This window comes from Rothia kristinae NBRC 15354 (assembly GCF_001570865.1).
Lineage (GTDB): Bacteria > Actinomycetota > Actinomycetes > Actinomycetales > Micrococcaceae > Rothia > Rothia kristinae.
This window is the reverse complement of the sequence record NZ_BCSM01000003.1, coordinates 161,135-184,597: the sequence shown is the minus strand read 5'-3', so window position 1 is coordinate 184,597 and position 23,463 is coordinate 161,135. Positions and strand designations below refer to the sequence as shown.

The following is a 23,463-nucleotide window of genomic DNA, read 5'->3' as shown; positions in this document are numbered from 1 at the left end:
AGCTCACGCCTCCCAGGCTACCCGCTGGCCTGCCGCGCGCGAACCTCCCGAGTGGTGTGCGGGGTTGACCGATCTCACGGGGGCGGGGCGGCGTCGCGGCCCGGAGGCCCCGGGGCCTGCTTGTAGACTTTCAGCGCAGTCCGCACCCGCGACGCGGTACCCGCCCGGCCGCCGTGCGCACCGGGTCGGGCGCGAGGGCGCGGGGGACGAGGCGGTCCTCCCGCCCGCGTCCGCCGCGGACCCGCCCCGCCGACCCCGACCCTGTGGAGCCCCGCGTGTCAACCTTCTCCGAGAAAATCCACGGCCTGTGGGAGCTGTTCCTCAAAGAGGTCCTGAAGTTCGGGATCGTCGGCGGACTGGCCTTCATCGTCAACGCCTCCGTCACCTGGTTCCTGATGAGCACGTGGCTGGCGGACGGGCACTCCAAGGCCAAATTCGTCGCCGGCGTCGTCGCTACGATCTTCTCCTGGATCCTCAACCGCCTGTGGACGTTCCGGGACAAGCGCCAGGAGAACACCTGGCGGGAGGCCTGGCAGTTCGCGCTGGTCAACCTGATCGGGATCGGGGTGGAGACCGCCTGCGTGTTCGTCACCAACTACGGACTGGGGCTGACCTCCAAGACGGCCTCGTTCATCGGCGGCACGATCATCGGCACGGTGCTGGGCACGATCGTGCGCTACTTCGCCTACCGCTTCTGGGTCTACGGCGGGGTCACCCAGCGCGCGGACGAGCAGGAGTACACGCGCGAGGAGAAGGTCGCCCGGTTCGTCACCGAGGCCACCGACATCGTCACCGGGCGCCTGGATGTGGACGCGGTGCGCCGCGGGACCCGGGACCGCCGAGCCCTGGGCGGGGAGGACCCGGCTCAGCGCCCGGAGTGATCCGCGCCCTCCTGGGCCAGGGCGCGCTCGCGCTGCTGCTGCCCCAGCCGCGGGTCCAGCAGGACCAGCGTCCCGCCGTCGGCCAGCAGCCCGGCCCAGTCGGCCAGCAGCCCGGGATCGGCCTCCCGGTCCGCCACGGCCCCCAGGACGACGCCGCCTTGGCCGGCCTCCTGAGCCCGGTCCAGCCACGCCCCCAGGCTCAGCCCGGCCTCGCCCGGTTCCAGGGGAAGCTCCGGGTCCAGCGGATCGAAGGGGTCATAGGAGTCCGCGAAGGAGCGCACCGCCGCGGCATAGTCCACGGCATCGGCATCCAGCGGGCTCGCCCCGTCGTAGGAGGCGGCCAGGGCGCCGCGCGCCAGCAGCAGCCGGGTCTGGGCGGTCCGTGCCTGGGCCCCCTCGGCCTCGAAGCCCACCCACACCTGCGCCGGAACGGCCTCGGCTTCCCGTGCGCCATCCGTGCGGGGCAGCTGGACCAGCCCGGTGCGCACGGCCGCCAGTCCCATCGCGAGGCTGCGCCAGTGCGCGGGGGCGCGCAGGGCGATGGTCGAGCCCGGGGCGGCGTCGAGCTCCTCGACGAGCAGGTTGGCGGTCTTGGCCACCCAGTTCTCCAGGACCCGTCCGGACAGCTCGGTGCGCTCGCCGCCGGGGCCGTACCAGACGACGGCCGGGGTGGGGGAGGCGCCCAGGGTGGTGAACAGGGCTTCGACGTCGGCGAAGGTGCGGTGGGACATGCTCGCCATGGTAGCGGGCCGGACCGCGCGTCATCGGTTTGACGGGCACCGGATGACACGGCTGTAATTATCGTGAATCACGCCGAATTCGGCACCGGCCGGCACCTTCCGTCCGCGACCACCCCGCCCGGTCTTCCCGGGACGCGGCGGCGGCCGTGATCGGTGCAGGAAAGGACCAGCATGGGCCCTGCTCAGCCCTCTCACGAGACCACCCCGACCCTGCCCCGCTCCGTCTCTGAGGAGGGGGTGGACCTGTTCTCCTCGGACCCCGAGGTGCTGCGGCTGTGGCAGGCCGCCGCCGGAGCCTACGGCACCGACGAGGATGAGGGGGAGCTGGCCTGGCAGGCCGAGGCCCTGTGCGCCCAGACGGATCCGGAGGCGTTCTTCCCGGAGAAGGGCGGCTCCACCCGGGACGCCAAGCGCGTGTGCTCCGAATGCCCCGTGAGCACCGCCTGCCTGGACTACGCGCTGGCCAAGGACGAGCGCTTCGGCATCTGGGGCGGGATGTCCGAGCGGGAGCGGCGCCGGCTGCGCCGCCAGTCCCGCTGAGCCCCCTGTCCCCCGGCACGGGGAGCTCGCGGTCCGGTGGAGTAGCCTGTGGAGAATGGCAGAGAACAAGAGATTGTGCTCGCGCACCATGTGCCGGCGCGAGGCCGACTGGACCCTGACCTACGCGTACGCGGACTCCACGGCCGTCATCGGTCCGCTGGCGCCGCGGGTCGAGCCGCACGCCTACGATCTGTGCGCCTTCCACGCGGATCGGCTCACGGCCCCGCGCGGCTGGGAGGTCGTGCGGGTCGGCCAGGACGCCGCCGCGCCCGGTGACCCGGAGGCGGACACCGCCTCCGAGCCGTCACAGCCGTCCTCGGAAGCGCAGTCTCCCGAAGCCGGTGACGCGCGCACGCGCCTGCGCGGGCTGCCCACGCGCCGCTGACCGGGCCGCGGACGGGCCGGTCCTCTCCTCATCTCTCCTCGACGCTTCGACACCTCCCCCTTCCGTCCCGAAAGGAGACCCCTGGTCTTGACTCCCCGCTTCCCCTTCCGCGCCTCCCGTGATGACGCCTCCGCCGGGGACCCGGTGGGCCCCCTGACCCGCCGTCGGCTGGTGGGCGCCGGCGCCTTGGGGCTGTTCGGCGCCGTCGTACTGACCGCCTGCGGGCAGGACGGAGGCGAGGACTCGGCTTCCGGCGCCGCCTCCGCCTCGGCGACCCCCACCCCCACCTTCACCCCGAAGGTCACCGTGACCCCGCAGGATGGGGCCAGCGAGTACAACCCGACCGCCCCGGTCACCGTGGTCACCGATGCCGGGCGGGTCAAGGCGGTCGAGGTCACCGGCGGCAAGGCGGTGGAGGGCACGATCTCCGAGGATGGCCGGACCTGGACCGCCAAGGGTCCTCTGGAGTTCGCCAAGGACTACCGGGTGCAGTACACGATCGTCAACGATGACGACGTCGAGCACCGCGGCTCCACCGGCTTCGCCACGACCTCCGCGGCCAACGAGGCGGATCTGAGCTTCGACTTCGAGGACGGCGGCACCTACGGCACCGGGCAGGTCATCCAGCTGAACTTCTCCGAGCCGGTGACCGACAAGGCCGCGGTGGAGAAGGCCGTGACCGTGACCGGGGCTGGGGACCAGGAGGGGAAGTTCCGCTGGTACAGCGACCAGATGGTCCGCTACCGCCCCAAGGACAAGTGGGCGCCGAACTCCCAGGTGAACGTCAGCATCAAGCTGCTCGGCACGGACATCGGCAACGGCATGATCATGAACCAGAACTACGAGCGCAGCTTCAAGACCGGGCCGAAGAATTACGCCTACGTGGACAACAACACCAAGACCATCAAGATCTACGAGTCGGACAAGCTCACCAAGGAGTTCCCCGTGACTCTGGGGGATCCGCAGTGGCCCTCGGTCACCGGGCAGCTGGTGGTCATGGAGAAGGCCAAGAGCTACTTCTTCGACTCCCGCACCCTGGGCCTGAAGCCGGGGGACTCCCACTGGTACGAGCCGTTCTACGCGAGCAACGCCTGCCGGCTGACCTCCTCCGGGGCCTTCGTGCACCAGGCGGAGCCCTCCGGGTACCCCTACGTGGGCAACACCAACATCTCCCACGGCTGCATCGGCCTGCTGCCCGACGGCGCCGAGTACTTCTTCAACACCTTCCGCGTGGGCGATGTGGTGGAGACCGTGAACACCGGCTACGGTGAGGCCGACCCGGACAACGGCTACGGGGACTGGAACATCCCCTTCGAGCACTACCAGGACGCCTCCTGGAAGGGGAACTGGTAGGAGACCCGCCAGGGCCCGCCCGTCTCCGGTGTGACGGCGGGGAGGGCGGGCCCCGAACAGGAACGCTTCCGTCGCACCCGAGGAGGCCGCCGAGTGAGCCCGCGCAGCAATCCCGAGGAACAGGGAGCTCCCTGGTCCTCCGCAACCCAGGAGTGGGACGCCCTGGCCCCGGCCGTCGACGCCGGGACCCGCGGCGGCTCCACCGCCGCGTCCGCGCCCCGGCAGGAGCCCGGACCTCGGCAGGAACCCGGGCCTCGGCGGGAATCTGCGGGCGGACGGGAGTCCACCACCCAACGGGAGCCCGCCGCCCGGCAGGAGCCTGCGGCTCGGCCGGTCCGCACCCGCCCCCGGGCCCTGCGCCTGCGTCAGGCCGTGATCGCGGTGGCCGTGCCGCTGGTGATCCTCATGGCCGCGATCCGGGCCGTGGCCACCCCGGCGTTCCTGTGGTTCGAGTACCACCGCCCCGGCTTCCCGGCGGATGCCTACGGCTTCTCCACCGAGGACCGCATGGTCTACGGCTCCCACGGCCTGGACTACATCCTCAACTTCGCCCCCGCTCGCTTCCTGGGGGACGTGATGCTGCCGGATGGCCGGCACGCCTTCACCGCCCCGGAGGTGGGGCACATGACGGACGTGAAGCACGTGATGCTGTGGTCCCTGCTGCTGGTGGGCTGCTGGCTGGTGCTGGCCGTGCTGTGCGCCCGACGCCTGGGCGACGGCGCCCCGGGGGCCCTGCGCCGCGCCCTGTTCGCCGGGGCCTGGCTGACGATCCTGCTGATCCTGGGGCTGCTGGGGCTGTCCCTGCTGGGGTGGGAGCGGTTCTTCACCGGCTTCCACGAGATCTTCTTCCCCGAGGGGAACTGGGCCTTCTACCCCTCGGACACCCTGATCCGGCTGTACCCGGATCAGTTCTGGGTGGACTCGGCCGTGCTCATCGCGCTGATCACCGTGCTGGCCGTCTCCGTGCTGCTGGTGGCCACCTGGCCCCTGGCCCACCGTCGGCAGCGGGACCTGGCCCGGGCCCACGCCCGCCAGGAGGCGAACCGCCAGGCAGGCACCCGCCGGCAGGCCGTCCGCGACGGCTCGGACGGGACCACCCGGGACGACGCGGCGGGCGCTCAGCCCCGCTCGGATCGCGGCCGCGACACCAGCGCGGGAAGCACCAGCTCCAGGCACTGATCGATCCGCGCCACCGCCCGGCGGGCGGTCTCCCGGCCCCGGCGGTAAGGGTCCGCGATGCCGTCCTCGGGCAGCACGCGCACCCCGGGGGCGCGCAGCAGCGCCAGCGGATCCGCGGGGCTCGCAGGCTCCCCGGGCAGACCGGTCGTCGGGTCCCCGGCCCCGTGCGGCGGCAGCGTTCCGGCGTCGACCAGCGTCGCCGGTGACGAGCGCTGCGCTCCCAGCACGCGGGCGGCGGTGCCCAGCAGGAAGACGGAGCGCACCGCCCCCGGCCATTCCTCCAGGATCCAGCGTCGGTGCTCGGCCTCCATGACCAGCACCAGATCCGCCGCACGCAGCAGCCCGGCCCCCAGCTGCTGGGCGCGGTGCCCGGAGGCGTCCACCCCGTGCTCGGCCAGCTCGGTCCCGATCTCCGGGGCGATGCCCGCACCCACGAGGGCGCCGGTTCCGGCCGAGGCCGTCTCGATCCCGGCCCCCGCGGCCGACGCCGCGGCGAGGCGGCGGGCCGCCAGCAGCTGGGCGGCGGGGGAGCGGGCGACGTTGCCCTGGCAGACGAACAGCAACGCGAAGGGCGCGCTGCGAGCGTGCGCGGCGCGCCCGCTCCGCCGCGATCCGGCGGCGTCCTGGCCCGGGGCGGGGGCGGGACCGGGGGTGCTCGACGGGGTGCGCATCAGATCCAGCCCGTGAACCACATGTGCGCGTACCAGTCCTCGTAGGGGATGGACTGGCCGGTCCAGATGGGCCAGAAGTGGGCGCTGATCAGCAGGGCCGCGACCACGAACAGCCCGACCACCCCCAGGCCGTACCGGCGTCGGCGCACCGAGTCCCCGGGACGGCCCAGGGCCAGGCCCAGCACCGCGGTGAGTCCGAGGATCAGCCACGGCAGGAAGGACAGGGCGTAGAAGTAGAACATCGTGCGGTGGGGGTAGGCGAACCACGGCAGCCAGCCGACGGCCACCACCAGCAGGATGGCCCCGACACGCCAGTCTCGTCGCAGGATCCACCACAGGATCAACAGCACCAGGGCGGCCGCGCCCGTCCACCAGATCAGCGGGTTGCCGACGTTGAGGATCGCCTCGGAGCACTTCTGCGCCCCGCAGGCCGCGGCGTGCTCGGCCTCGTAGTAGTAGGAGGTGGGCCGCCCCAGGATCAGCCACTGCCAGGCGGGGGAGGCGTAGGTGTGCGGGGAATCCAGGCCGGTGTGGAAGGCGTAGGCGGAGCGGTGGTACTCCCAGAGGCTGCGCAGGCTCGCGGGCAGCCACCCGATGCCCTCGCCGGGGTGCTGCTCGGCCCAGTGCCGGTCGTACGCGCCGTCGGAGCGGAACCAGCCGATCCAGGTGGCCAGATACGTCACCAGGCCGATCCCGACGATCGAGACGAAGGCCGGACCGGCGTCCTTGAGCAGGGCGCCGGTGAACCAGCCGCGGATCCCGGCGGCCCGGCGGGCGCCGATGTCCCACAGGACCGTGAGGATCCCGAAGATCGCGATGAAGAACAGGGCGTTCCACTTGACCCCGAGGGCCGCGCCGCAGCACACCCCGGCCGCGATCCGCCACCACCGGATCCCCAGCCAGGGTCCGTAGCGCAACGCTGCGGCCGAGGGCGGGGCGCCCCCGGGCCCGGCCTGCGCGGCCAGCAGGACGGCCAGGCGGTGCCGAGCGGAGAAGCGGTCCGCGACGAGGCAGGCGAAGGCCAGCAGCAGCCAGAACATGAGGAAGATGTCCAGCAGGGCCAGGCGGGACTCCACCAGGTGCAGCCCGTCGATGCCGATCAGCAGCCCGGCGATGCCGGTCAGCGTCAAGGAACGGAACATCATCCACGCCACCCACATCAGCACCGCCACGGACAGGGTGCCGAACAGCGCCGCGGAGAAGCGCCAGCCCAGGGGCGAGGAGTCCCCGAACAGCACGTAGCCCAGGGCGATCATCCACTTGCCCAGCGGCGGGTGCACCACGTAGGAGCCCTGATCCTCCGGGCTCACGGGATGCCCGGCGACGAAGCTCGCATCCGCCCCGTCCGGCCAGGACCGCTCGTAGCCGTAGTGCCACAGGGACCAGGCGTCCTTGGCGTAGTAGGTCTCGTCGAACACGACGGCGTTGGGGTGGGTGAGCCCCACGAAGCGCAGCGCGGCCGCCAGGACCAGCACGAGGGCGGGGAAGACCCAGCCCCAGCGGGGCAGCGGCACGGGCAGGGCCCGCAGGCGATCCAGCAGGGCGTCGCGGGTGAAGGCCCCGGTGGGGAAGCGCGGGCCTGAGGCCGCGGAGGGCACGGGGCGGGGGGAGTGGCTGCTCACCCGCCCCATGCTAGTTCAGCCCTGCCCGCCGTCGCCTGCGAACTGCGCCCGGTACAGCGCCCGGTAGGCCCCGTCCCGGTGGATCAGCTCGTCGTGGCTGCCCTGCTCCACGATGCTGCCGTGCTCCATGACCAGGATCGTGTCCGCATCGCGGATCGTGGACAGCCGGTGGGCGATGACGAAGGACGTGCGGGATGCCCGCAGCGCGGCCATCGCCTGCTGGACCAGCACCTCCGTGCGGGTGTCCACGGAGGAGGTGGCCTCGTCCAGGATCAGCACCGCCGGGTCCGCCAGGAAAGCCCGGGCGATCGTGATCAGCTGCCGCTCCCCGGCCGAGACCGAGCCGCCGTCCTGATCCACCACTGTGTCGTAGCCCTCCGGCAGGGAGCGCACGAAGCGGTCGACGTAGGTGGCCCGGGCCGCGGCCAGCACCTCCTCATCCGTGGCCTCCAGTCGGCCGTAGCGGATGTTCTCCCGGATGGTGCCGCGGAACAGCACCGCGTCCTGCAGCACCATGCCGGTGGCTCGGCGCAGCCGGTCCCGGGTCATCTCCCGGATGTCCTGCCCGTCCAGGGTGATCTCCCCGGCGTCGATCTCGTAGAAGCGCAGGATCAGGTTGACCAGGGTGGTCTTGCCCGCCCCGGTCGGCCCCACGATCGCGACCGTCTGACCCGGTTCGGCCACCAGGGACAGATCCCGGATCAGCGGGCGCTGGGCGGTGTAGGAGAAGTCCACGTGGGAGAACTCGATGCGCCCGCGGGCTCGCTGCCCTTCCCGGGCGGCGTCGGCGGCCACCGCGGCGGGGGAGTCCGGGGACTGCTCCGGCTCGTCCAGCAGGTCGTAGACCCGCTCCGCGCTGGCCACCCCGGACTGCAGCATGTTCGCCATGCCGGCGATCTGGCCCAGCGGCTGGGTGAACTCGCGAGAGTACTGGATGAACGCCGTCGCCCCGCCCAGGGACAGCTGGCCGCTGGCCACCTTCAGCCCGCCCAGGACCGCGATGCCCACGTAGCCCAGGTAGGAGACGAACTGCATGATCGGCATCATCGTCCCGGAGAGGAACTGGGCGCGGAAGCTGGCCTGGAACACGGCGTCGTTGCGCTCCCGGAAGGCTCGGCCCATGTCCTGCCCGCGGCCGTAGACGCGGATCAGCTCGTGGCCGGTGAAGGCCTCCTCGATGTGCCCGTTCAGCTCCCCGGTGGCCTTCCACTGCGCGGCGAACAGCTTCTGGGAGCGGCGCCCGACGAAGGCCACCACCACCCCGGAGATCGGCACCGCGATCAGCGCCACCAGGGCCAGCTGCCAGGACAGCACGAACATCATCACGGCCACGCCCAGCACCGTGAGGATCGCCTGCACCAGCTCCGCCAGCGCCTGCTGCAGGGCCTGCTGGATGTTGTCCAGGTCGTTGGTGGTGCGGGAGAGCAGGTCTCCGCGCTGGTGGGTGTCCGCGTAGCTCAGCGGCAGGGCGTGCAGCTTGGCCTCCACCCGGCGGCGCACGTCCCGCACCACGCGCATCACCAGGTCGTTGAGGATCCGCCCCTCCAGCCACAGGAACACCCCGGCCAGCACGTACATCCCCAGCACCAGCAGCAGGGTCGCGCCCAGGGCCGGGAAGTCGATGCCCTGCCCGGGGGTGAAGTCCACCGCGGTGAGCATGTCCGCCATCTGGTCCCGGCCCTGCTCCCGCAGCCCGGCGATCACCTGCTCGGCGTCGGCCCCTGCCGGGGACTGCAGGCCGACGACGCCGGCGTAGATCAGGTCCGTGGCATGTCCCAGCACCCGCGGGGCGAACACGGTCAGCAGCACCGAGGACACCAGCAGGGCCGTCATCAGGCTCAGGCGTCCGGGCCAGCGGGTCAGCTCGCGCAGAAGCCGGCCCGCGGTGGGCCAGAAGGCGCGGGCGGTGCGCGGGGCGGGGGGCATCTCGCTCATACGGCTTCCTCGGCGGAGAGCTGGGACTGCACGATCTCCCGGTAGGTGGGGGAGGTCTCAAGCAGCTCGGTGTGGGTGCCGCGGGCCACGATGCGTCCGGCCTCCAGCACCAGGATCTGGTCCGCCTCGGTGATGGTAGAGACGCGCTGGGCCACCACGATCACGCTGGCGTCCCGGGTGCGCGGGGCCAGGGCCGCGCGCAGGCGCCGGTCCGTGGCCACATCCAGGGCGGAGAAGGAGTCGTCGAACAGGTACACCGCGGGGTCCGCGACCAGGGCCCGGGCGATGCTCAGCCGCTGGCGCTGCCCGCCGGAGACGTCCGTGCCGCCCTGCGCGATCGCCGAATCCAGCCCGGTGGCCGCCTCCGCGCCTGAGCCGGTGGAGCGCTCCCGCACGAAATCCGCGGCCTGCGCGGTCTCCAGGGCCTCCCACAGCCGCTGCTCGGAGGCCTGGGGGTCCCCGAAGCGCAGGGTCGAGGCCACCGTCCCGGAGAACAGGTACGGCTTCTGCGGGACCAGGCCCACCCGGGAGGTGATCTGCTGCGCCGGCAGCTCGCGCACGTCCACCCCGTCCAGCAGCACCTGGCCCTCGGTCGCGTCGTGCAGCCGCGGGATCAGGTGCAGCAGGGTGGTCTTGCCGGCCCCGGTGGCGCCGATGATCGCCGTCGTCGTGCCCGGCTGAGCGCGGAAGCTGATCCCCTCCAGCACGGGGGCCTCGGCCCCGGGGTAGGCGAAGGAGACGTCCCGGAACTCCACGACGCCGCGGCGCTGCTCCGGCACGCGGGTGGTCTCGGCGTCGCGCACCCGCGGCACGGTGTCCAGCACCTGCCCGATGCGCCGGGCGCAGATGATGGCCCGCGGGAACATCATCGCCATGAAGGAGGCCATCATCACGGCCATGAGGATCTGCATCAGGTACTGCAGGAACGCGGTCAGCGAACCGACCTCCACCTGCCCGGCCTCGGCCCGATGTCCGCCGAACCACAGCACCGCGGCCTCCGCGGCGTGCATCAGCACGATCAGGATCGGCCCCATGAGCACGAAGATCCGCCCGATGCGCACCGCGACGTCGGTCAGGGCGTCGTTGGCCGCGGCGAACCGGCGAGTCTCGTGCTCCTCCCGCACGAAGGCGCGGATGACCCGCAGGCCCATGATCTGCTCGCGCAGCACCGCGTTGACGTCGTCGGTGCGCTCCTGCATGACGGTGAACAGCGGGATCAGCTGCCGGATCAGCAGGGCCATGATGATGACCACCACCGGGGCGGAGGCCCACACCAGCCAGGACAGGCCCGCATCCTCGCGCACCGCCATGATGATGCCGCCCACCACCATCAGCGGGAGATTGACCATGAAGCTGAGCATCAGCAGGAACAGCATCTGGATCTGCTGGACGTCGTTGGTGCCGCGGGTGATCAGGGTGGGGGCGCCGAAGGAGGAGACCTCCTCAGCTCCGAAGCCGTCCACGGCCTCGTAGACCGCGGCGCGCAGGTCCCGGCCCAGGCCCATCGCGGTGCGCGCGGCGAAGTAGACGGCGGTGATCGCGGCGATGATCTGCGCGAAGGCCACCAGCAGCATCCACCCGCCGGTGCGCCAGATGTAGGCGGTGTCCCCGGTGGCGACGCCGCGGTCGATGATCTGGGCGTTGAGGCTGGGCAGGTACAGGGTGGCCAGCACCGCCACCAGCTGCAGCACGAGCACGGCCAGGATGACCCGCCAGTGCGGGGCGGCGTGGGTCCTCAGGAGGCGGAAGAGCACGGAGATCCTCACGGGAAGCGGAAGACGGGACGCGGGTATCCGGCCCGAGGTGGGGGCGGAGGCCGGCGCGATGCCAGAGGAGAAGACCGTCACGTACCCCGGGAGCCCGAAACCTGGAAGAATGCGGGGACGACCCCGCGGCGGTCCATCCACTCTAGCCGGTGCCGCCGCCCCGCCCGCACCGTCCGCTTCCCGTATCCGCGCGCCGCATGGCCCCGGGGTGCCGGACGGCGCCCGCACAGAAGGCCATGACGCACCCCGCCATGACTCATCGCTCCCAGACCCCCCGCCCCGCCGACTCCCCGCAGACCCGCCCCCAGACGCCGACGGTCGGAGCCCCGGCGACCCAGGCACAGACCCTCCAGCCCACCGGGCCCGAGGACCCCGAACGGCGGTCTCCCCGGTCCGCGGGTCGCCCGACGCCGGCTCGGCTGCTGCTGGATGTGGTGCGCGGCGGGCTGATCGGCGCCGTGGAGACCGTCCCCGGCGTCTCCGGGGGAACCGTGGCGCTGGTCGTCGGACTCTACGAGAGCCTCATCGGCTCCCTCGGGCACCTCGTCTCCGCCGCCCGCTGCGCGCTGCTCGGTCTGCTGTCCCGCGGGGCCGGCGCCGTCGAGCACCGCCGACAGGCGCGCGTTCACCTGCGTCAGGTGGCCTGGCCGATGCTGCTGGCCGTGGGCCTGGGGATGGCGCTGGCCGTCGTCGTGATGGCCGGGGTCATGGGCCGGCTGGTGGAGGACCACCCGGTGCTGACCTCCGCGGCGTTCTTCGGCATGGTCCTGGCCTGCACCGCGGTGCCCGCCGCCCGGGTGGGCCGCTGGCGGGCCCGAGACGTCCTGGCCGCGGCGGCCGGGGCCGTGGCCACCTGGGCCGTGGTGTCCCTGCCGCGCCAGGGCGAGGCCGATCCCGCCCCCTGGGTGATCGTGCTGGCCGCGGCCGTGGCGATCTGCGCCCTCGTGCTGCCCGGCCTGTCCGGGTCCTTCCTGCTGCTGACCTTCGGGATGTACCAGCCGACCCTGGCTGCGGTGAACCAGCGGGACCTGGGGTATCTGACGCTGTTCGCCCTCGGGGCCCTGCTGGGGCTGGCCACCGTGGTCAAGGGTCTGGAGTGGCTGCTGGCCCACCGGCATCGGGTCACGCTGGCCGTGCTGACCGGGGTCATGATCGGCGGGCTGCGCGGGCTGTGGCCCTGGCAGTCCGAGACCGGGGCGCTGCAGCCGGTCGGGGAGGCCGCCGGAGCCGCTCTGCTGGTGGGCGTGCTCGGGTTCCTCGTGGTCGCCGCCGCCGTCGTCCTGGAACGGCGCCTGGCCGCCACCCGCGCGGCCCGCGACGACGACGCCGCGACGCGCGGGGCCGCCGCGGATGGCTAGGCTGGGACGGTGACCCGTCCGCCCAGCACCCCCGCCCAGTCCCCGGAGACCCCGGATCCCACGGAACCGGTGAGCTCCCCGCACTCCGAGGGCCTGCTCATCCTGGCCGCCACGCCCATCGGCAACCTGGAGGACGCCTCCCCGCGCCTGCGGGCGCACCTGGAGAGCGCAGACGTGATCGCGGTGGAGGACACCCGGCGCCTGCGCACCCTCACCGCGGGGCTCGGGGTGAGCACCCGCGGGCGCATCGTGACCAACCACGACCACAACGAGGGCCAGCGCGCCGAGGAACTCCTCGAGGCCGTGCGCCGCGGATCCACCGTGCTGTTGATCTCCGATGCCGGGATGCCCACCGTCTCCGACCCCGGCTTCCGGGTGGTGGAGCGCGCCGCGGCGGAGGACCTGCCGGTGACCTGCCTGCCCGGACCCTCCGCGGTGCTGGCCGCGCTCGCGGTCTCCGGCCTGCCCACCGACCGCTTCGCCTTCGAGGGGTTCATCCCGCGGAAGGCCTCCGAGCGGCGCACCCGGTTGGCCGAGCTGGCCGGGGAGCGGCGCACCCTCGTCTTCTATGAGGCGCCGCACCGGCTGGCCGCGATGCTGGAGGCGCTGGCGGGAGCCTTCGGCCCCGAGCGCCGGGCCGTGGTGGCCCGGGAGCTGACCAAGGTCCACGAGGAGGTCCGGCGGGCGACGCTGGGCGAGCTGCTGGCCTGGGCCCAGGAGGGCCAGGTGCGCGGGGAGATCGCCGTCGTGGTGGCCGGGGCCCCGGAACCGGAGCCGGAGGAGGCCGCGGACCTCACCGGGGAGGTGGAGGCCCTGGTGGCCGAGGGCCTGCGGCTCAAGCAGGCTGCCGCCCAGGTGGCCGAGGCGCACCGGGTGGGCAAGAGGGAGCTGTACGAGGCCGTGCTGGCGCGGCGACGGGAGGACTGAGGAGCCGTGATGACGGACTGGACGACGCTCATGCCGGAGGCCGAGCGGCTCAGTGGCAGCCTGTGGGCCGGAGATGCCGCCCCGGAGGTGCTTCCCGGGGAGGTGCCCCCGGCCTACCGAGCGGAGAACTACGACGTCGCCGGGGAGCCCTCGGGAGAGGGCACCCGCCGCCGCGGCACCGAGGGAGACGGCGGGCGCAGGCGCAACCTGGAGTTCCCGCCGGCCCCCGAGCCGCTGCCCGTCCCCATCGTGGATGACCACACCCACATGGATCTGCTGGACGGGGACACCGCCGTCACCGCGAAGGACGCGCTGGACACGGGGGAGGCCGTGGGCATCGGGGGGATCGTGCAGGTCGGCTGCGACCTGCCCTCCTCCGCTTACGCCGTCGCCGCCGCCGAGGCCGATCCGAGAGTGCTGGCCGCGGTCGCGATCCACCCGAATGAGGCCCCGGGGCTGATCGCGGAGGGGACCTTCGAGGCGGCGATGGCGGCGCTGGACGAGATGGCGCAGCGCCCCCGCGTGCGCGCGATCGGGGAGACGGGGCTGGACTACTTCCGCACGGACGAGTCCGGGCGGGACGCGCAGCAGGAGAGCTTCCGCCGGCACATCCGCCTGGCCGAGGAGCACGGCTTAGCCCTGCAGATCCACGACCGGGACGCCCACGAGGACGTGGTGCGCATCCTCGAGGAGGAGGGGGCTCCGGAGCGGACCGTGTTCCACTGCTACTCCGGCGGTCCGGAGCTGGCGGCGATCTGCAATGAGCGCGGCTGGTACATGTCCTTCGCCGGGACCGTGACCTTCAAGAACTCCCATGCGGTGCAGGCCTCCCTGGACATGGCCCGCCCGGACCTGATCCTCGCCGAGACCGATGCGCCCTTCCTCACTCCGCACCCGTTCCGGGGGCGGCCCAACGCCTCCTACATGACCGTGTACACGGTGCGGTGGATGGCCGAACGGCTGGGGATGCACCTGGCGGAGCTGTGCACCCGGATCCGGGACAACGCCCAGGCCGTGTACGGCTCTTGGGAGTGAGAGCTTCGGGCCCACATCAGAAACGAGGCCGGACAGCAGCCTCCCGGAGGATGTCCGCGACGGCGGCCCACAGCTGTTGGAAGGTGAAGGAATCCAGAACCCGATGGCGTGCAGCTCGGCCGATGCGCCTGCGTTGAGCCTCGTCCCCTAGAGCACGTTCGATGACCTTGGCGACGCCGACGGGGTCACCCGCGGGCAGGGCCAGGTTGCTGTGTCCATCCTGGAGATACTCCTCCATAGCAGCGGTGGCGGTGGCCGCTACCGACGCTCCGCAGGCCATGGCCTCCAAGAGCACGCTCTGACCCGTCGGATATGCCAGAGCATGGGTGGGAACCACGACCAATCGGGCAGACCGCAGATTGTCTCGATGCTGCTCCATGGAGACCGGCCCATGAATCATCACATTCGGCGGCGGGTCCAACACACGGCCGGGTTGGGTGAAGATGTCGAAACGGGTATCCGGAAGTCGCCGAGCGGCGTCCAGCAGCGTCTCGTAGTCTCTGCCGCGGTCGATGCCCATGGCGACGACGTCGAAGTCTCTGGTCCCTTCTCCAGGGCAGTAGTAGTCCGGGTCGACGCCGAAGCGGACGGGATGGATTCGGTCCTCGGGCATCCCCGCGGCCGCGAAGATCGAGCGCTGGTTGCGGCTGAAGCAGATCGCGTCATCGATTCCACGCAGGGCGGTGCGGATCGCGCGGACCCGCTCGGGGGAGCCGTGGCGAAGCTCCTCCGCCCACCAGCAACTCACGGTTGTCAGAGGCACGCGGTGATAGGGAGGAATCCCGAGTCGTCTCAGTTTCCCTGGGAGGACGGCTTTGTCCTCCAAGAGCGCCAACACCCCTTCGGCTCCCAGAATCCTCGGTGCGGAGCGCACCGCGAGGTCCACGCGTGTGCCCGTCCGATGCTCGATCACATCACGCGCTTTGCAATGCCACGGGTGTTTGGCCGGAGGCACCGGTATCAGATCGATTCCGTGCTCCATCAGCAGGTCCACGCGGTATGGACCTGCGATCCGTCGGTCTGCAGCTACACGATTCTGCCGGCGTCGGACGCCTCCATGATCGAATAGTCCTACGATCTTCATGGGGTCAGTCTCTCACGCCGGTGGCATCCATGATCGGTTCTGCGCGTCCGCTCGGTAGAATCCCCCGGGTGAGCACCGCACCCCTCCTGGGCCCCGCCGAGATCCGCCAAATGGCCGCACGCGCAGGCATCCAGCCGACCAAGACGCTGGGCCAGAACTTCGTCATCGACGCCAACACCATCCGACGGATCGTCACCACAGCACGGGTGGACGCGGGAGAGGTCGTGCTGGAGGTCGGCCCGGGGCTCGGCTCGCTGACCCTGGGGCTGCTGGATGCCGCGGCGCGCGTGGTCGCCGTGGAGATCGACCCGCCGCTGGCCGCCCAGCTGCCGGAGACGGTGCGCCGCTTCCGCCCCGAGAGCGCGGATCGGCTCGACGTCGTGCTGCATGATGCCCTGACCGTCACCGAGCTGCCCGCACAACCCGATGCGCTGGTGGCCAATCTCCCGTACAACGTGGCCGTGCCGGTGCTGCTGCACCTGCTCGCCCAGTTCCCGAGCATCACCCACGGGCTGGTCATGGTCCAGGACGAGGTGGCCGACCGGCTGGCCGCCGCTCCCGGCTCCAAGGTCTACGGAGTGCCATCGGTCAAGGCCCGCTGGTTCGGGGAGGTTTCCAAGGCGGGGGTCATCGGCACCAACGTGTTCTGGCCGGCGCCCAAGATCCGCTCCGGCCTGGTGGCCTTCCGCCGCTACGAGCGGCCCCTGGCGGAGGACGTGACCCGCCGGGAGGTCTTCGCGGTGATCGACGCCGCCTTCGCCCAGCGTCGCAAGACCCTGCGCGCGGCCCTGGCCGGCTGGGCCGGTTCGGCGGGGCGGGCGGGGGAGATCCTGACCGCGGCCGGCATCGACCCGACCCTGCGGGGAGAGCGGCTGGGCATCGAGGGCTTCATCGGCATCGCCCGGGCGGGGCGCTGCTGACCAGAAGAGAGAGGTGGCGCTCATCCGGAGTGTTTCCGAAGCTCATGAGCCGACGATCCGGAAGTCTCAGATCAGCTCGCGGAGACAGCCGCTAGGCAGGAGACGAGGTGATCCACCCGCTGCCGCGCCGTCTGCTCTACGGACCGGTTCGCCATGAAACGGGCAGCCCGCCGTCTGGCCGTGATCAGGTCATGCGGGTTCCGCTGGACGGCGGCGATGTGCTCAACCAATCCTCGAGCGTCGCCCCGAGGCGCGGTCCATCCCACCGCGTGCTCCCGCACCAGCGGCGTCAGGGTCTCATTGTCGAATCCGCCGATCGCGGCTCCGCACCCGAGAGCTTCGAAGTACGTGCAGGAGGGATCCCCCTGGAGATGGGGGAAGATGACGATGTCCACCGAATCCCGGACGAACTGCTTCCACTCATCCATGTCGAGGAACCCATGGATGACGAGGTTCGCCGGGGCCTGCGTGCGGATGCTCTGTTCCAGCGCCCCCGTCCCGAGCACATGGAGCACGGTCCCGGGAGTCAGGTCCTGCAGGTGACGGGCGATCTCCGGAAGCAGCTGGGCTCCCTTGAAGGGCTCCAGCCGACCGGAGAACGCGATGCTCATCCGAGCGTCCGGTAGACGAGGGGAGGTATTCGGAGGCTGGGTGGAGGCGCTCAGGACATCCAGATCCGCCTGGTAGATCCGGTGATCGTAGAACGTGAGATGACGCGGATTCAGCGACGCGTAGGCATCTCGGGCCGCGACCCCGTTGAATTCGACGCCGGCGGCTCGACGGAGCCGACGGCGCAGGAGCAGCTCGTCACGACGCAACCCGATCGCGCTGCGCAGGAGATCCGCGCGGGAACCACCGGATGCGCGAGCCAGATCCATGCGCACACTCAGCAGCACCTCGGTCATCTGATACGTCGGAATGCCCAATTTCGTCAGCCAGGAGGTCCTGCGGATGCTGAGCATCCAGATGACATCCGGGGAATCCCTGCGCACCAGTTCAGGGGTGAGGGACTCGGGGATGACGCTGCGCTCGCTGAGGAAATCCTCGACGGCTGCATAGCCGACGGGAAGCTCCTCAGGAGCTGCCGGCCGGACGAGCAGTCCTCCGATGCGCAGGGAACTCCCGAGCTGGAGCAGACGGCGGGAGAAGAGGTCCTGGTTCTCCAGCGACTTCCGCGGAGCCCAGAGTCTCCCCTCGACGACGAAGACCGGATTGGGCTCGATCAGTAGGACCTTCGGTCGTGTCAAGGGTGCTCACTCCAAGGGGTGGACGGCGGCCGTGGAGCCGTGACTGCGGAATCGGATTATTCCACGATCTCGGACAGCTCCATCCACCGCTCCTCCAAGGCGTCGATCTCCTCCTGGGTGGAGGAGGCCTCCGCGCTGAGCTCGCCCAGGCCCTGGAAATCCGTCTGATCGTGCTCGGCCATGCGCGCGTGCACCGCTTGCTTGGCCTCCTCCAGCTTCGCCAGCTTCCGCTCCACGGACTTCAGCTCCTTCTGCGCCTCCCGCACCTGCGCCCCCGAATACCGGGGTGCCACGGCGTCCGGGGCGGCGTCGGAGGCCGACGGGGACGACGCCGCGCCCATCGGATTGGCCTGGTCCCGCCGGGAGGAACCGGCGTCGTGGGCGGCCTCCAGACGCAGATACTCGTCGATCCCGCCGGGCAGGTGGCGGAAGCGGCCATCCAGCACCGCGTACTGCTGATCCGTGACCCGCTCCATGAGGTAGCGGTCGTGGGAGACCACCAGCAGGGTGCCCGGCCAGGTGTCCAACAGGTCCTCCATGGCCGCGAGCATGTCCGTGTCCAGGTCGTTGGAGGGCTCATCCAGGATCAGCACGTTCGGCTCGTCCAGCAGGATCATCAGCAGCTGCAGGCGCCGCTTCTGCCCGCCGGAGAGGTCCTTGACCGGGGTGGACAGCTGCGCGTTGGTGAAGCCCAGACGCTCCAGCAGCTGACCCGGGGTCATCTCCTTCCCGTCCGCCACGTAGCTGGTGCGTTTGCGGCCGATCACTTCGGAGACCCGGTCCTCGGCCACCTCCTCCAGCTCGTCCAGCTGCTGGGTCAGGGTCGCGATGCGCACGGTGGTGCCGCGCTTGACCCGCCCCTCGGTGGGCTGCACGGCGCCGGTGACCAGGCCGAGCAGGGTGGACTTGCCCGCGCCGTTGACCCCGAGGATCCCGGTGCGCTCGCCGGGGGCGATGCGCCAGGTGACCTCGCGCAGCACCGGCCGGGTGCCGCCGTCGGGCAGGGGATAGGAGACCGAGGCGTCCTCGATGTCCACCACGTCCTTGCCCAGCCGGGACACCGCCATCTGCGCCAGACCCACCGTGTCCCGGACCGGGGGAACGTCCGCGATCAGCTCGTTGGCCGCCTCGATGCGGAACTTCGGCTTGGAGGTGCGCGCCGGGGCGCCGCGGCGCAGCCACGCCAACTCCTTGCGCATCAGGTTCTGCCGCTTCGCCTCGGCCGCCGCGGCCTGCCGGTCCCGCTCCACCCGCTGCAGCACGTAGGCGGCGTACCCGCCGTCGAAGGGCTCAACGACGCCGTCGTGCACCTCCCAGGTACGGCTGGTGACCTCGTCCAGGAACCAACGGTCGTGGGTGACCGTGAGCAGGCCGCCGGCGGTGCGGGACCAGTGGCGCTTCAGGTGCTCGGCCAGCCACGTGATCGCCCCGACGTCCAGGTGGTTGGTGGGCTCATCCAGCATCAGCACGTCCCAGTCCCCGGCCAGCAGCTTCGCCAGGGCCACGCGCCGCCGCTGCCCGCCGGACAGGGAGGCCACCGGCGCGGCCCAGTCCAGGTCCCCCACCAGACCGGAGACGACGTCGCGGATCTTCGGGTCCGAGGCCCACTCATGCTCCGCGGCGTCGCCGACGATCGCCCGGCCCACGGAGTCCTGCCCGTCCAGCACATCGGACTGATCCAGGTAGCCCACGGTGATCCCGGAGCGCTTGGTGACCCGCCCGGCATCCGGTTCCAGGCGCCCCCCCAGCAGGGACAGCAGCGTGGACTTGCCGTCCCCGTTGCGCCCGACGATGCCGATGCGGTCGCCCTCGTTGACCCCCACGGTCACGCCCTCGAAGACCGTCCGCGTGGGGAAGCGGACGTGCAGGGACTCTCCACCCAGTAGATGTGCCACCCGCCCAGCGTACGTGCTGCCGGGCCGCAGCTGCCGCGAGGCGGGTCCGGGAGGCTCCTCGCCCCTTTGGTAGCATGGGCAACCGTCCGTCCCTGACGCTCCCAGACCGCCTCCGGGGCGCACTCCGCCTTGGTGTAATCGGCAACACAGCGGCCTTTGGAGCCGTTATTCTAGGTTCGAGTCCTAGAGGCGGAACGACCAGGACACGGTGCCGCGGCGCCGGCACAGCTACGTCGAGGAGCACTTCCGATTTGACCTCCGCACCCCAGTCCGAAGCCACCGGCGCACCGACCGCCGTCATCGTCCTCGCCGCCGGGGCGGGGACCCGCATGAAGTCGGCCCTGCCCAAGGTCATGCACCCCATCGGCGGCCGCTCCATGGTCGAGCACGCCGTGGCCACCGCCCGCGAGCTCGCCCCGCAGCACCTGGCGGTCGTCGTGCGCCACCAGCGCGAGCGCGTCGCCGAGCACGTCGCCGCCTTCGACGCCGAGGCCCTGCTCGTGGACCAGGACGAGATCCCGGGCACCGGGCGCGCCGTGGAGGTGGCCGTGGACGCCCTGGACGGGCTCGGTGCACCCCTGGAGGGCACCGTGGTGGTGACCTACGGGGACGTGCCCCTGCTGACCCCGGCCACCATCGGCGAGCTGACCCGCTTCCATCGCGAGGCGGGCAACGCCGTCACCGTGCTGACCACCCACCTGGCGGAGCCCGGCGGCTACGGGCGGATCATCCGCAACGAGGGCGGGGAGGTCACCGCGATCGTGGAGGCCAAGGACGCCACCGCGGAGCAGCTGGCCATCACCGAGGTCAACTCCGGGATCTACGCCTTCGACGCCGCCGTGCTGCGGGACTCCCTGCGCGAGGTCACCACCGAGAACGCCCAGGGGGAGAAGTACCTGACGGACGTGCTCTCGATCGCCCGCACCCACGGGCACCGCACCTCCGCGCTGAGCGTGGCCGACCGCTGGGAGGTGGAGGGCGCCAACGACCGCGTCCAGCTGTCCCGGCTGGGCCGGGTCCTCAACGACCGCATCACCGAGCGGCACATGCGCGCCGGGGTGAGCATCGTCGATCCGGCCACCACCTGGATCGATGCGACCGTGTCGATCGGCGAGGACGTCACGATCCTGCCCGGCACCCAGCTGCACGGGACCACGGTGATCGAGACCGGGGCCACCGTGGGCCCGGATACCACCCTGACCGATGTGCTGGTGGGGGAGGGCGCGGAGGTCGTGCGCACCCACGGCTCCGACGCCGAGATCGGCCCCGGGGCGAGCGTCGGGCCCTTCGCCTACCTGCGCCCGGGCACCTGGCTCGGGGAAGGCGGGAAGATCGGCACCTTCTGCGAGACCAAGAACGCCCAGATCGGGGCGGGCTCCAAGCTGCCGCACCTGTCCTACGCCGGAGACGTCACCATCGGCGAGCACTCGAACATCGGCGCGGCCAGCGTGTTCGTCAACTACGACGGGGTGAACAAGCACCGCTCCGTGATCGGCTCGCACGTGCGGATGGGCTCGGACAACATGTACGTGGCCCCCGTGACGGTGGGTGACGGGGCCTACTCCGGCGCCGGCACCGTGATCCGCCAGGACGTCCCCGCCGGGGCACTGGCCATCAACGACGCCCCCCAGCGCACCATCGAGGGCTGGGTGGAGAGGAAGCGACCCGGTACCGCGGCGGCCGATGCCGCCGCCCGGGCCCAGCGCGCAGCACACGCACAGCACGACGGCGAGGAAGGCTGATCCATGAGCAGCAAATTGACGAACCCGGGGGAGAAGAAGCTGGCGCTGGTCAGCGGCCGCGCCCACCCGGAGCTGGCCGAGCAGATCTCGGAGAACCTGGGATGCGATCTGCTGCCCGTGTCCGCCTACGACTTCGCCAACGGCGAGACGTACGTGCGCTACGAGGACTCCGTGCGCGGAGCGGACTGCTTCGTCCTGCAGTCCCACCCGGCGCCCATCAACGACTGGCTCATGGAGCAGATCATCATGATCGACGCGCTCAAGCGCGCCTCCGCCCGCCGGATCACCGTCATCGCGCCGTTCTACCCGTACGCCCGACAGGACAAGAAGCACAAGGGCCGCGAGCCCATCTCCGCCCGGCTCATCGCGGATCTGTACAAGACCGCCGGGGCGGATCGCATCATGAGCGTGGACCTGCACACCGCCCAGATCCAGGGGTTCTTCGACGGTCCGGTGGACCACCTCATGGCCATCCCGATCCTCGCGAACTACGTCCGCGACAAGGTCGGCACCGAGGGCGTCACGGTGGTCTCTCCGGATACCGGCCGGGTGCGGGTGGCCGAGCAGTGGGCCGAGCTGCTGGGTGGTGCCCCGCTGGGTTTCGTGCACAAGACCCGGGACATCTCCGTGCCCAACCAGGCCGTGGCCAAGACCGTGGTCGGGGACGTCAAGGGCCGCACCTGCGTGCTCATCGACGACATGATCGACACCGCCGGGACCATCTCCGGGGCGGTGTCCGTGCTGCGCGAGGCCGGGGCGAAGGACGTCATCATCGCCGCGACCCACCCCGTGTTCTCCGGGCCGGCCGTGGAGCGGCTGAAGGACTCCGGGGCCACCGAGGTCGTCGTGACCAACACCCTCCCGGTGCCGGAGGAGCGGCGCTTCGAGGGCCTCACGGTGCTGTCCATCGCCCCGCTGATCGCCCGCGCGATCAAGGAGGTCTTCGAGGACGGCTCCGTGACCAGCCTGTTCAACGGGGTCAGCTGAAGCCGCACGACGGCGGAGCGGCAGTCAGCGAGTTGAGGTGCGCCTCCCCCGTTGGGGAACGGACCCTCGGAGGGAAGTTAGCGTTGGAGATCCTGGTTGTCAGCCCGTGGGACCTCAAGGATCCGCGGGCCTGGTCGGGCGCCGTGGTCCCGATGCTGGAAGCCCTGCGACGGGAGGCTGAGGCCCGTGGGCACCGGCTCACCGCAACGAGCATCAGTGTCTCCCACCACCGGGTGGACCGGGTCCTGGCCAGAGCTTCAGGTGCCCTGCGCCGCGGCTATCTCCCCCAGCACTCGTGGGCGACCGCGGGCAGGTCCGGCCGCACAACCCGGAGCGAAGTCGAAAAGCGCCGCCCCGACGCTGTGGTCGGCATTGCGGCATCCGGGGTGCTCGCACGGGCTCGGCTGGATGTTCCCTGCGTCCAGATCACCGACGCGACGTTCCGGGCGATCCAGGGGCTGTATCCCCAGTTCACGGATCTCAGCGCGTTCGCACGGTGGCAGGGAGATGCCATCGAGCGGGCTGCGCTGCGCCGTTCTGACCAGATGGTCGTGGCCTCCGACTGGGCGCGACGTTCCCTGGTCGAGGACTACGGGGCGGAGCCGGAGCGGATCACCGTGGCGCCCTTCGGGCCAGCCGTGGGCAACCCCGACGGCATGCCCCGCAGAACCTCTGAGGATGGGGTGCTGCGTGTGCTCGCCGTGGCGACGGACTGGCACAGGAAAGGCGGGGACCGGGCCGTCGAGGTCGTCGGACGGCTCCGGGACTCCGGTGTGTCGGCGGTGCTCACCGTCCTCGGTGACACTCCCAGAACGCCGCTGCCCACGTGGGTGCGAGCTCCGGGGCGTGTGTCCCGGCCCCAGATGGCCGAGGAGTACGCGCGGCACGACGTCCTGCTGGAGCTGACTCGGGGGGCGGCTGGCGGAATCACGCTCGCTGATGCGGCGGGCTTCGGCCTGCCGTGCGTCGTGCAGAGCACCGGCGGCGTCGCGGATGTCGTGGTGGACGGCGTCACGGGGAGTCTGGTGGACGACGAGGATCAGGCGGTCAGGGCGCTGACCGAGCTGGTGGACCCAGAGCTGCGGGATCGACGGGGTGCGCAGGCCCGCGAAAGATTCGAGAGCGTCCTGTCCTGGGACTGCTGGGCGAGGAAGGTGCTTCCGGTGATCGAGCGGGCAGCGCTGATGCGATGATGA

The 23,463-nt window shown here is 71.4% G+C and carries 19 protein-coding genes, 1 tRNA gene and 1 pseudogene; 13 read left to right on the top strand and 8 right to left on the bottom strand.

Annotation, left to right across the window (positions count from 1 at the left end):
- Window positions 1-275: 275 nt before the first annotated feature.
- Complete coding sequence (locus tag KKR01S_RS03255) at window positions 276-881, top strand: GtrA family protein (protein ID WP_224799927.1); 606 nt, start codon at window positions 276-278, stop codon at window positions 879-881.
- On the opposite strand, the gene KKR01S_RS03250 is transcribed toward KKR01S_RS03255, so the two are convergent.
- Entirely contained in the window at window positions 866-1,612 is a 747-nt protein-coding gene (locus KKR01S_RS03250; RefSeq protein WP_055684322.1) for a TIGR03089 family protein, read from the bottom strand. The two genes, KKR01S_RS03255 and KKR01S_RS03250, sit on opposite strands and share 16 nt — an antisense overlap.
- A 282-nt stretch (window positions 1,613-1,894) precedes the next feature.
- On the opposite strand from KKR01S_RS03250, the pseudogene KKR01S_RS11040 reads away from it, so the two are divergent.
- From KKR01S_RS11040 to KKR01S_RS03230, 4 genes and pseudogenes are all read left to right on the top strand, one after another.
- Window positions 1,895-2,161 (top strand): annotated as a pseudogene (locus tag KKR01S_RS11040) (WhiB family transcriptional regulator); the annotation flags it as partial.
- Window positions 2,162-2,216: 55 nt separating this feature from the next.
- Complete coding sequence (locus tag KKR01S_RS03240; RefSeq protein WP_055684323.1) at window positions 2,217-2,546, top strand: DUF3499 family protein; 330 nt, start codon at window positions 2,217-2,219, stop codon at window positions 2,544-2,546.
- An 87-nt stretch (window positions 2,547-2,633) separates the two neighbouring features.
- Window positions 2,634-3,899, top strand: coding sequence for a L,D-transpeptidase (locus tag KKR01S_RS03235; RefSeq protein ID WP_058731416.1), 1,266 nt, complete (start codon window positions 2,634-2,636; stop codon window positions 3,897-3,899).
- Between the two features lie 93 nt (window positions 3,900-3,992).
- Window positions 3,993-5,078, top strand: a complete 1,086-nt coding sequence (locus tag KKR01S_RS03230; protein WP_244884088.1) for a DUF1461 domain-containing protein — start codon at window positions 3,993-3,995, stop codon at window positions 5,076-5,078.
- Here the strand turns inward: KKR01S_RS03230 and KKR01S_RS03225 are convergent.
- The 4 genes from KKR01S_RS03225 to KKR01S_RS03210 are packed head-to-tail and all read right to left on the bottom strand — an operon-like array spanning window position 5,018 to window position 11,060.
- On the bottom strand, window positions 5,018-5,749 hold the full coding sequence (locus tag KKR01S_RS03225; RefSeq protein WP_131800575.1) for an arsenate reductase/protein-tyrosine-phosphatase family protein: 732 nt from the start codon (window positions 5,747-5,749) through the stop codon (window positions 5,018-5,020). The genes KKR01S_RS03230 and KKR01S_RS03225 overlap by 61 nt on opposite strands.
- A complete protein-coding gene (locus KKR01S_RS03220; RefSeq protein ID WP_061225281.1) occupies window positions 5,749-7,380 on the bottom strand; it encodes a dolichyl-phosphate-mannose--protein mannosyltransferase in 1,632 nt (543 codons plus the stop codon). The genes KKR01S_RS03225 and KKR01S_RS03220 overlap by 1 nt, the downstream gene beginning before the upstream one ends.
- 6 nt (window positions 7,381-7,386) lie before the next feature.
- A complete protein-coding gene (locus KKR01S_RS03215; protein ID WP_055684326.1) occupies window positions 7,387-9,306 on the bottom strand; it encodes an ABC transporter ATP-binding protein in 1,920 nt (639 codons plus the stop codon).
- Window positions 9,303-11,060: an ABC transporter ATP-binding protein gene (locus tag KKR01S_RS03210; RefSeq protein ID WP_061225280.1), complete on the bottom strand. Its 1,758-nt coding sequence runs from the start codon at window positions 11,058-11,060 to the stop codon at window positions 9,303-9,305. Before KKR01S_RS03210 ends, KKR01S_RS03215 begins: the two co-directional genes overlap by 4 nt.
- Before the next feature lie 248 nt (window positions 11,061-11,308).
- Between KKR01S_RS03210 and KKR01S_RS03205 the strand changes: the two genes are divergently transcribed.
- Genes KKR01S_RS03205 through KKR01S_RS03195 form a run of 3 tightly spaced genes read left to right on the top strand, consistent with a single transcriptional unit; the run spans window position 11,309 to window position 14,392 of the window.
- Window positions 11,309-12,430, top strand: coding sequence for a DUF368 domain-containing protein (locus KKR01S_RS03205; RefSeq protein ID WP_224799928.1), 1,122 nt, complete (start codon window positions 11,309-11,311; stop codon window positions 12,428-12,430).
- 9 nt (window positions 12,431-12,439) lie between these two features.
- Window positions 12,440-13,357: a 16S rRNA (cytidine(1402)-2'-O)-methyltransferase gene (gene rsmI / locus KKR01S_RS03200; RefSeq protein WP_404817470.1), complete on the top strand. Its 918-nt coding sequence runs from the start codon at window positions 12,440-12,442 to the stop codon at window positions 13,355-13,357.
- 30 nt (window positions 13,358-13,387) lie between these two features.
- A complete protein-coding gene (locus KKR01S_RS03195; RefSeq protein WP_055684435.1) occupies window positions 13,388-14,392 on the top strand; it encodes a TatD family hydrolase in 1,005 nt (334 codons plus the stop codon).
- 16 nt (window positions 14,393-14,408) lie between these two features.
- Here the strand turns inward: KKR01S_RS03195 and KKR01S_RS03190 are convergent, their stop codons facing one another.
- The gene (locus KKR01S_RS03190; RefSeq protein ID WP_165590096.1) at window positions 14,409-15,386 is read right to left on the bottom strand and encodes a glycosyltransferase family 4 protein; all 978 of its coding nucleotides are present in this window, start codon (window positions 15,384-15,386) and stop codon (window positions 14,409-14,411) included.
- Window positions 15,387-15,505: 119 nt separating this feature from the next.
- Here KKR01S_RS03190 and rsmA point away from each other — a divergent pair, with 119 nt between their 5' ends.
- Window positions 15,506-16,396: a 16S rRNA (adenine(1518)-N(6)/adenine(1519)-N(6))-dimethyltransferase RsmA gene (rsmA, locus tag KKR01S_RS03185; RefSeq protein WP_174520364.1), complete on the top strand. Its 891-nt coding sequence runs from the start codon at window positions 15,506-15,508 to the stop codon at window positions 16,394-16,396.
- A gap of 71 nt (window positions 16,397-16,467) precedes the next feature.
- Here the strand turns inward: rsmA and KKR01S_RS03180 are convergent, their stop codons facing one another.
- Both KKR01S_RS03180 and KKR01S_RS03175 read right to left on the bottom strand, forming a co-directional pair.
- On the bottom strand, window positions 16,468-17,643 hold the full coding sequence (locus tag KKR01S_RS03180; protein WP_058730644.1) for a glycosyltransferase: 1,176 nt from the start codon (window positions 17,641-17,643) through the stop codon (window positions 16,468-16,470).
- Window positions 17,644-17,699: 56 nt separating this feature from the next.
- Window positions 17,700-19,538 (bottom strand): ABC-F family ATP-binding cassette domain-containing protein, encoded by a 1,839-nt coding sequence (locus KKR01S_RS03175; protein WP_061225279.1) that lies wholly within the window; start codon window positions 19,536-19,538, stop codon window positions 17,700-17,702.
- A gap of 123 nt (window positions 19,539-19,661) precedes the next feature.
- Between KKR01S_RS03175 and KKR01S_RS03170 the strand changes: the two genes are divergently transcribed.
- The 4 genes from KKR01S_RS03170 to KKR01S_RS03155 all read left to right on the top strand — a co-directional run bounded on the left by KKR01S_RS03170 (window position 19,662) and on the right by KKR01S_RS03155 (window position 23,460).
- Window positions 19,662-19,733: transfer RNA gene (locus tag KKR01S_RS03170), tRNA-Gln, on the top strand.
- A gap of 56 nt (window positions 19,734-19,789) precedes the next feature.
- Window positions 19,790-21,280, top strand: a complete 1,491-nt coding sequence (gene glmU, locus KKR01S_RS03165) for a bifunctional UDP-N-acetylglucosamine diphosphorylase/glucosamine-1-phosphate N-acetyltransferase GlmU (protein WP_055684332.1) — start codon at window positions 19,790-19,792, stop codon at window positions 21,278-21,280.
- A gap of 3 nt (window positions 21,281-21,283) precedes the next feature.
- Window positions 21,284-22,267 carry a ribose-phosphate diphosphokinase gene (locus KKR01S_RS03160; RefSeq protein WP_061225278.1) on the top strand — a complete coding sequence of 328 codons (984 nt, stop codon included), beginning with the start codon at window positions 21,284-21,286 and terminating at the stop codon, window positions 22,265-22,267.
- A 152-nt stretch (window positions 22,268-22,419) separates the two neighbouring features.
- Entirely contained in the window at window positions 22,420-23,460 is a 1,041-nt protein-coding gene (locus KKR01S_RS03155) for a glycosyltransferase family 4 protein (RefSeq protein ID WP_129357845.1), read from the top strand.
- The last annotated feature ends 3 nt before the right edge of the window (window positions 23,461-23,463 follow it).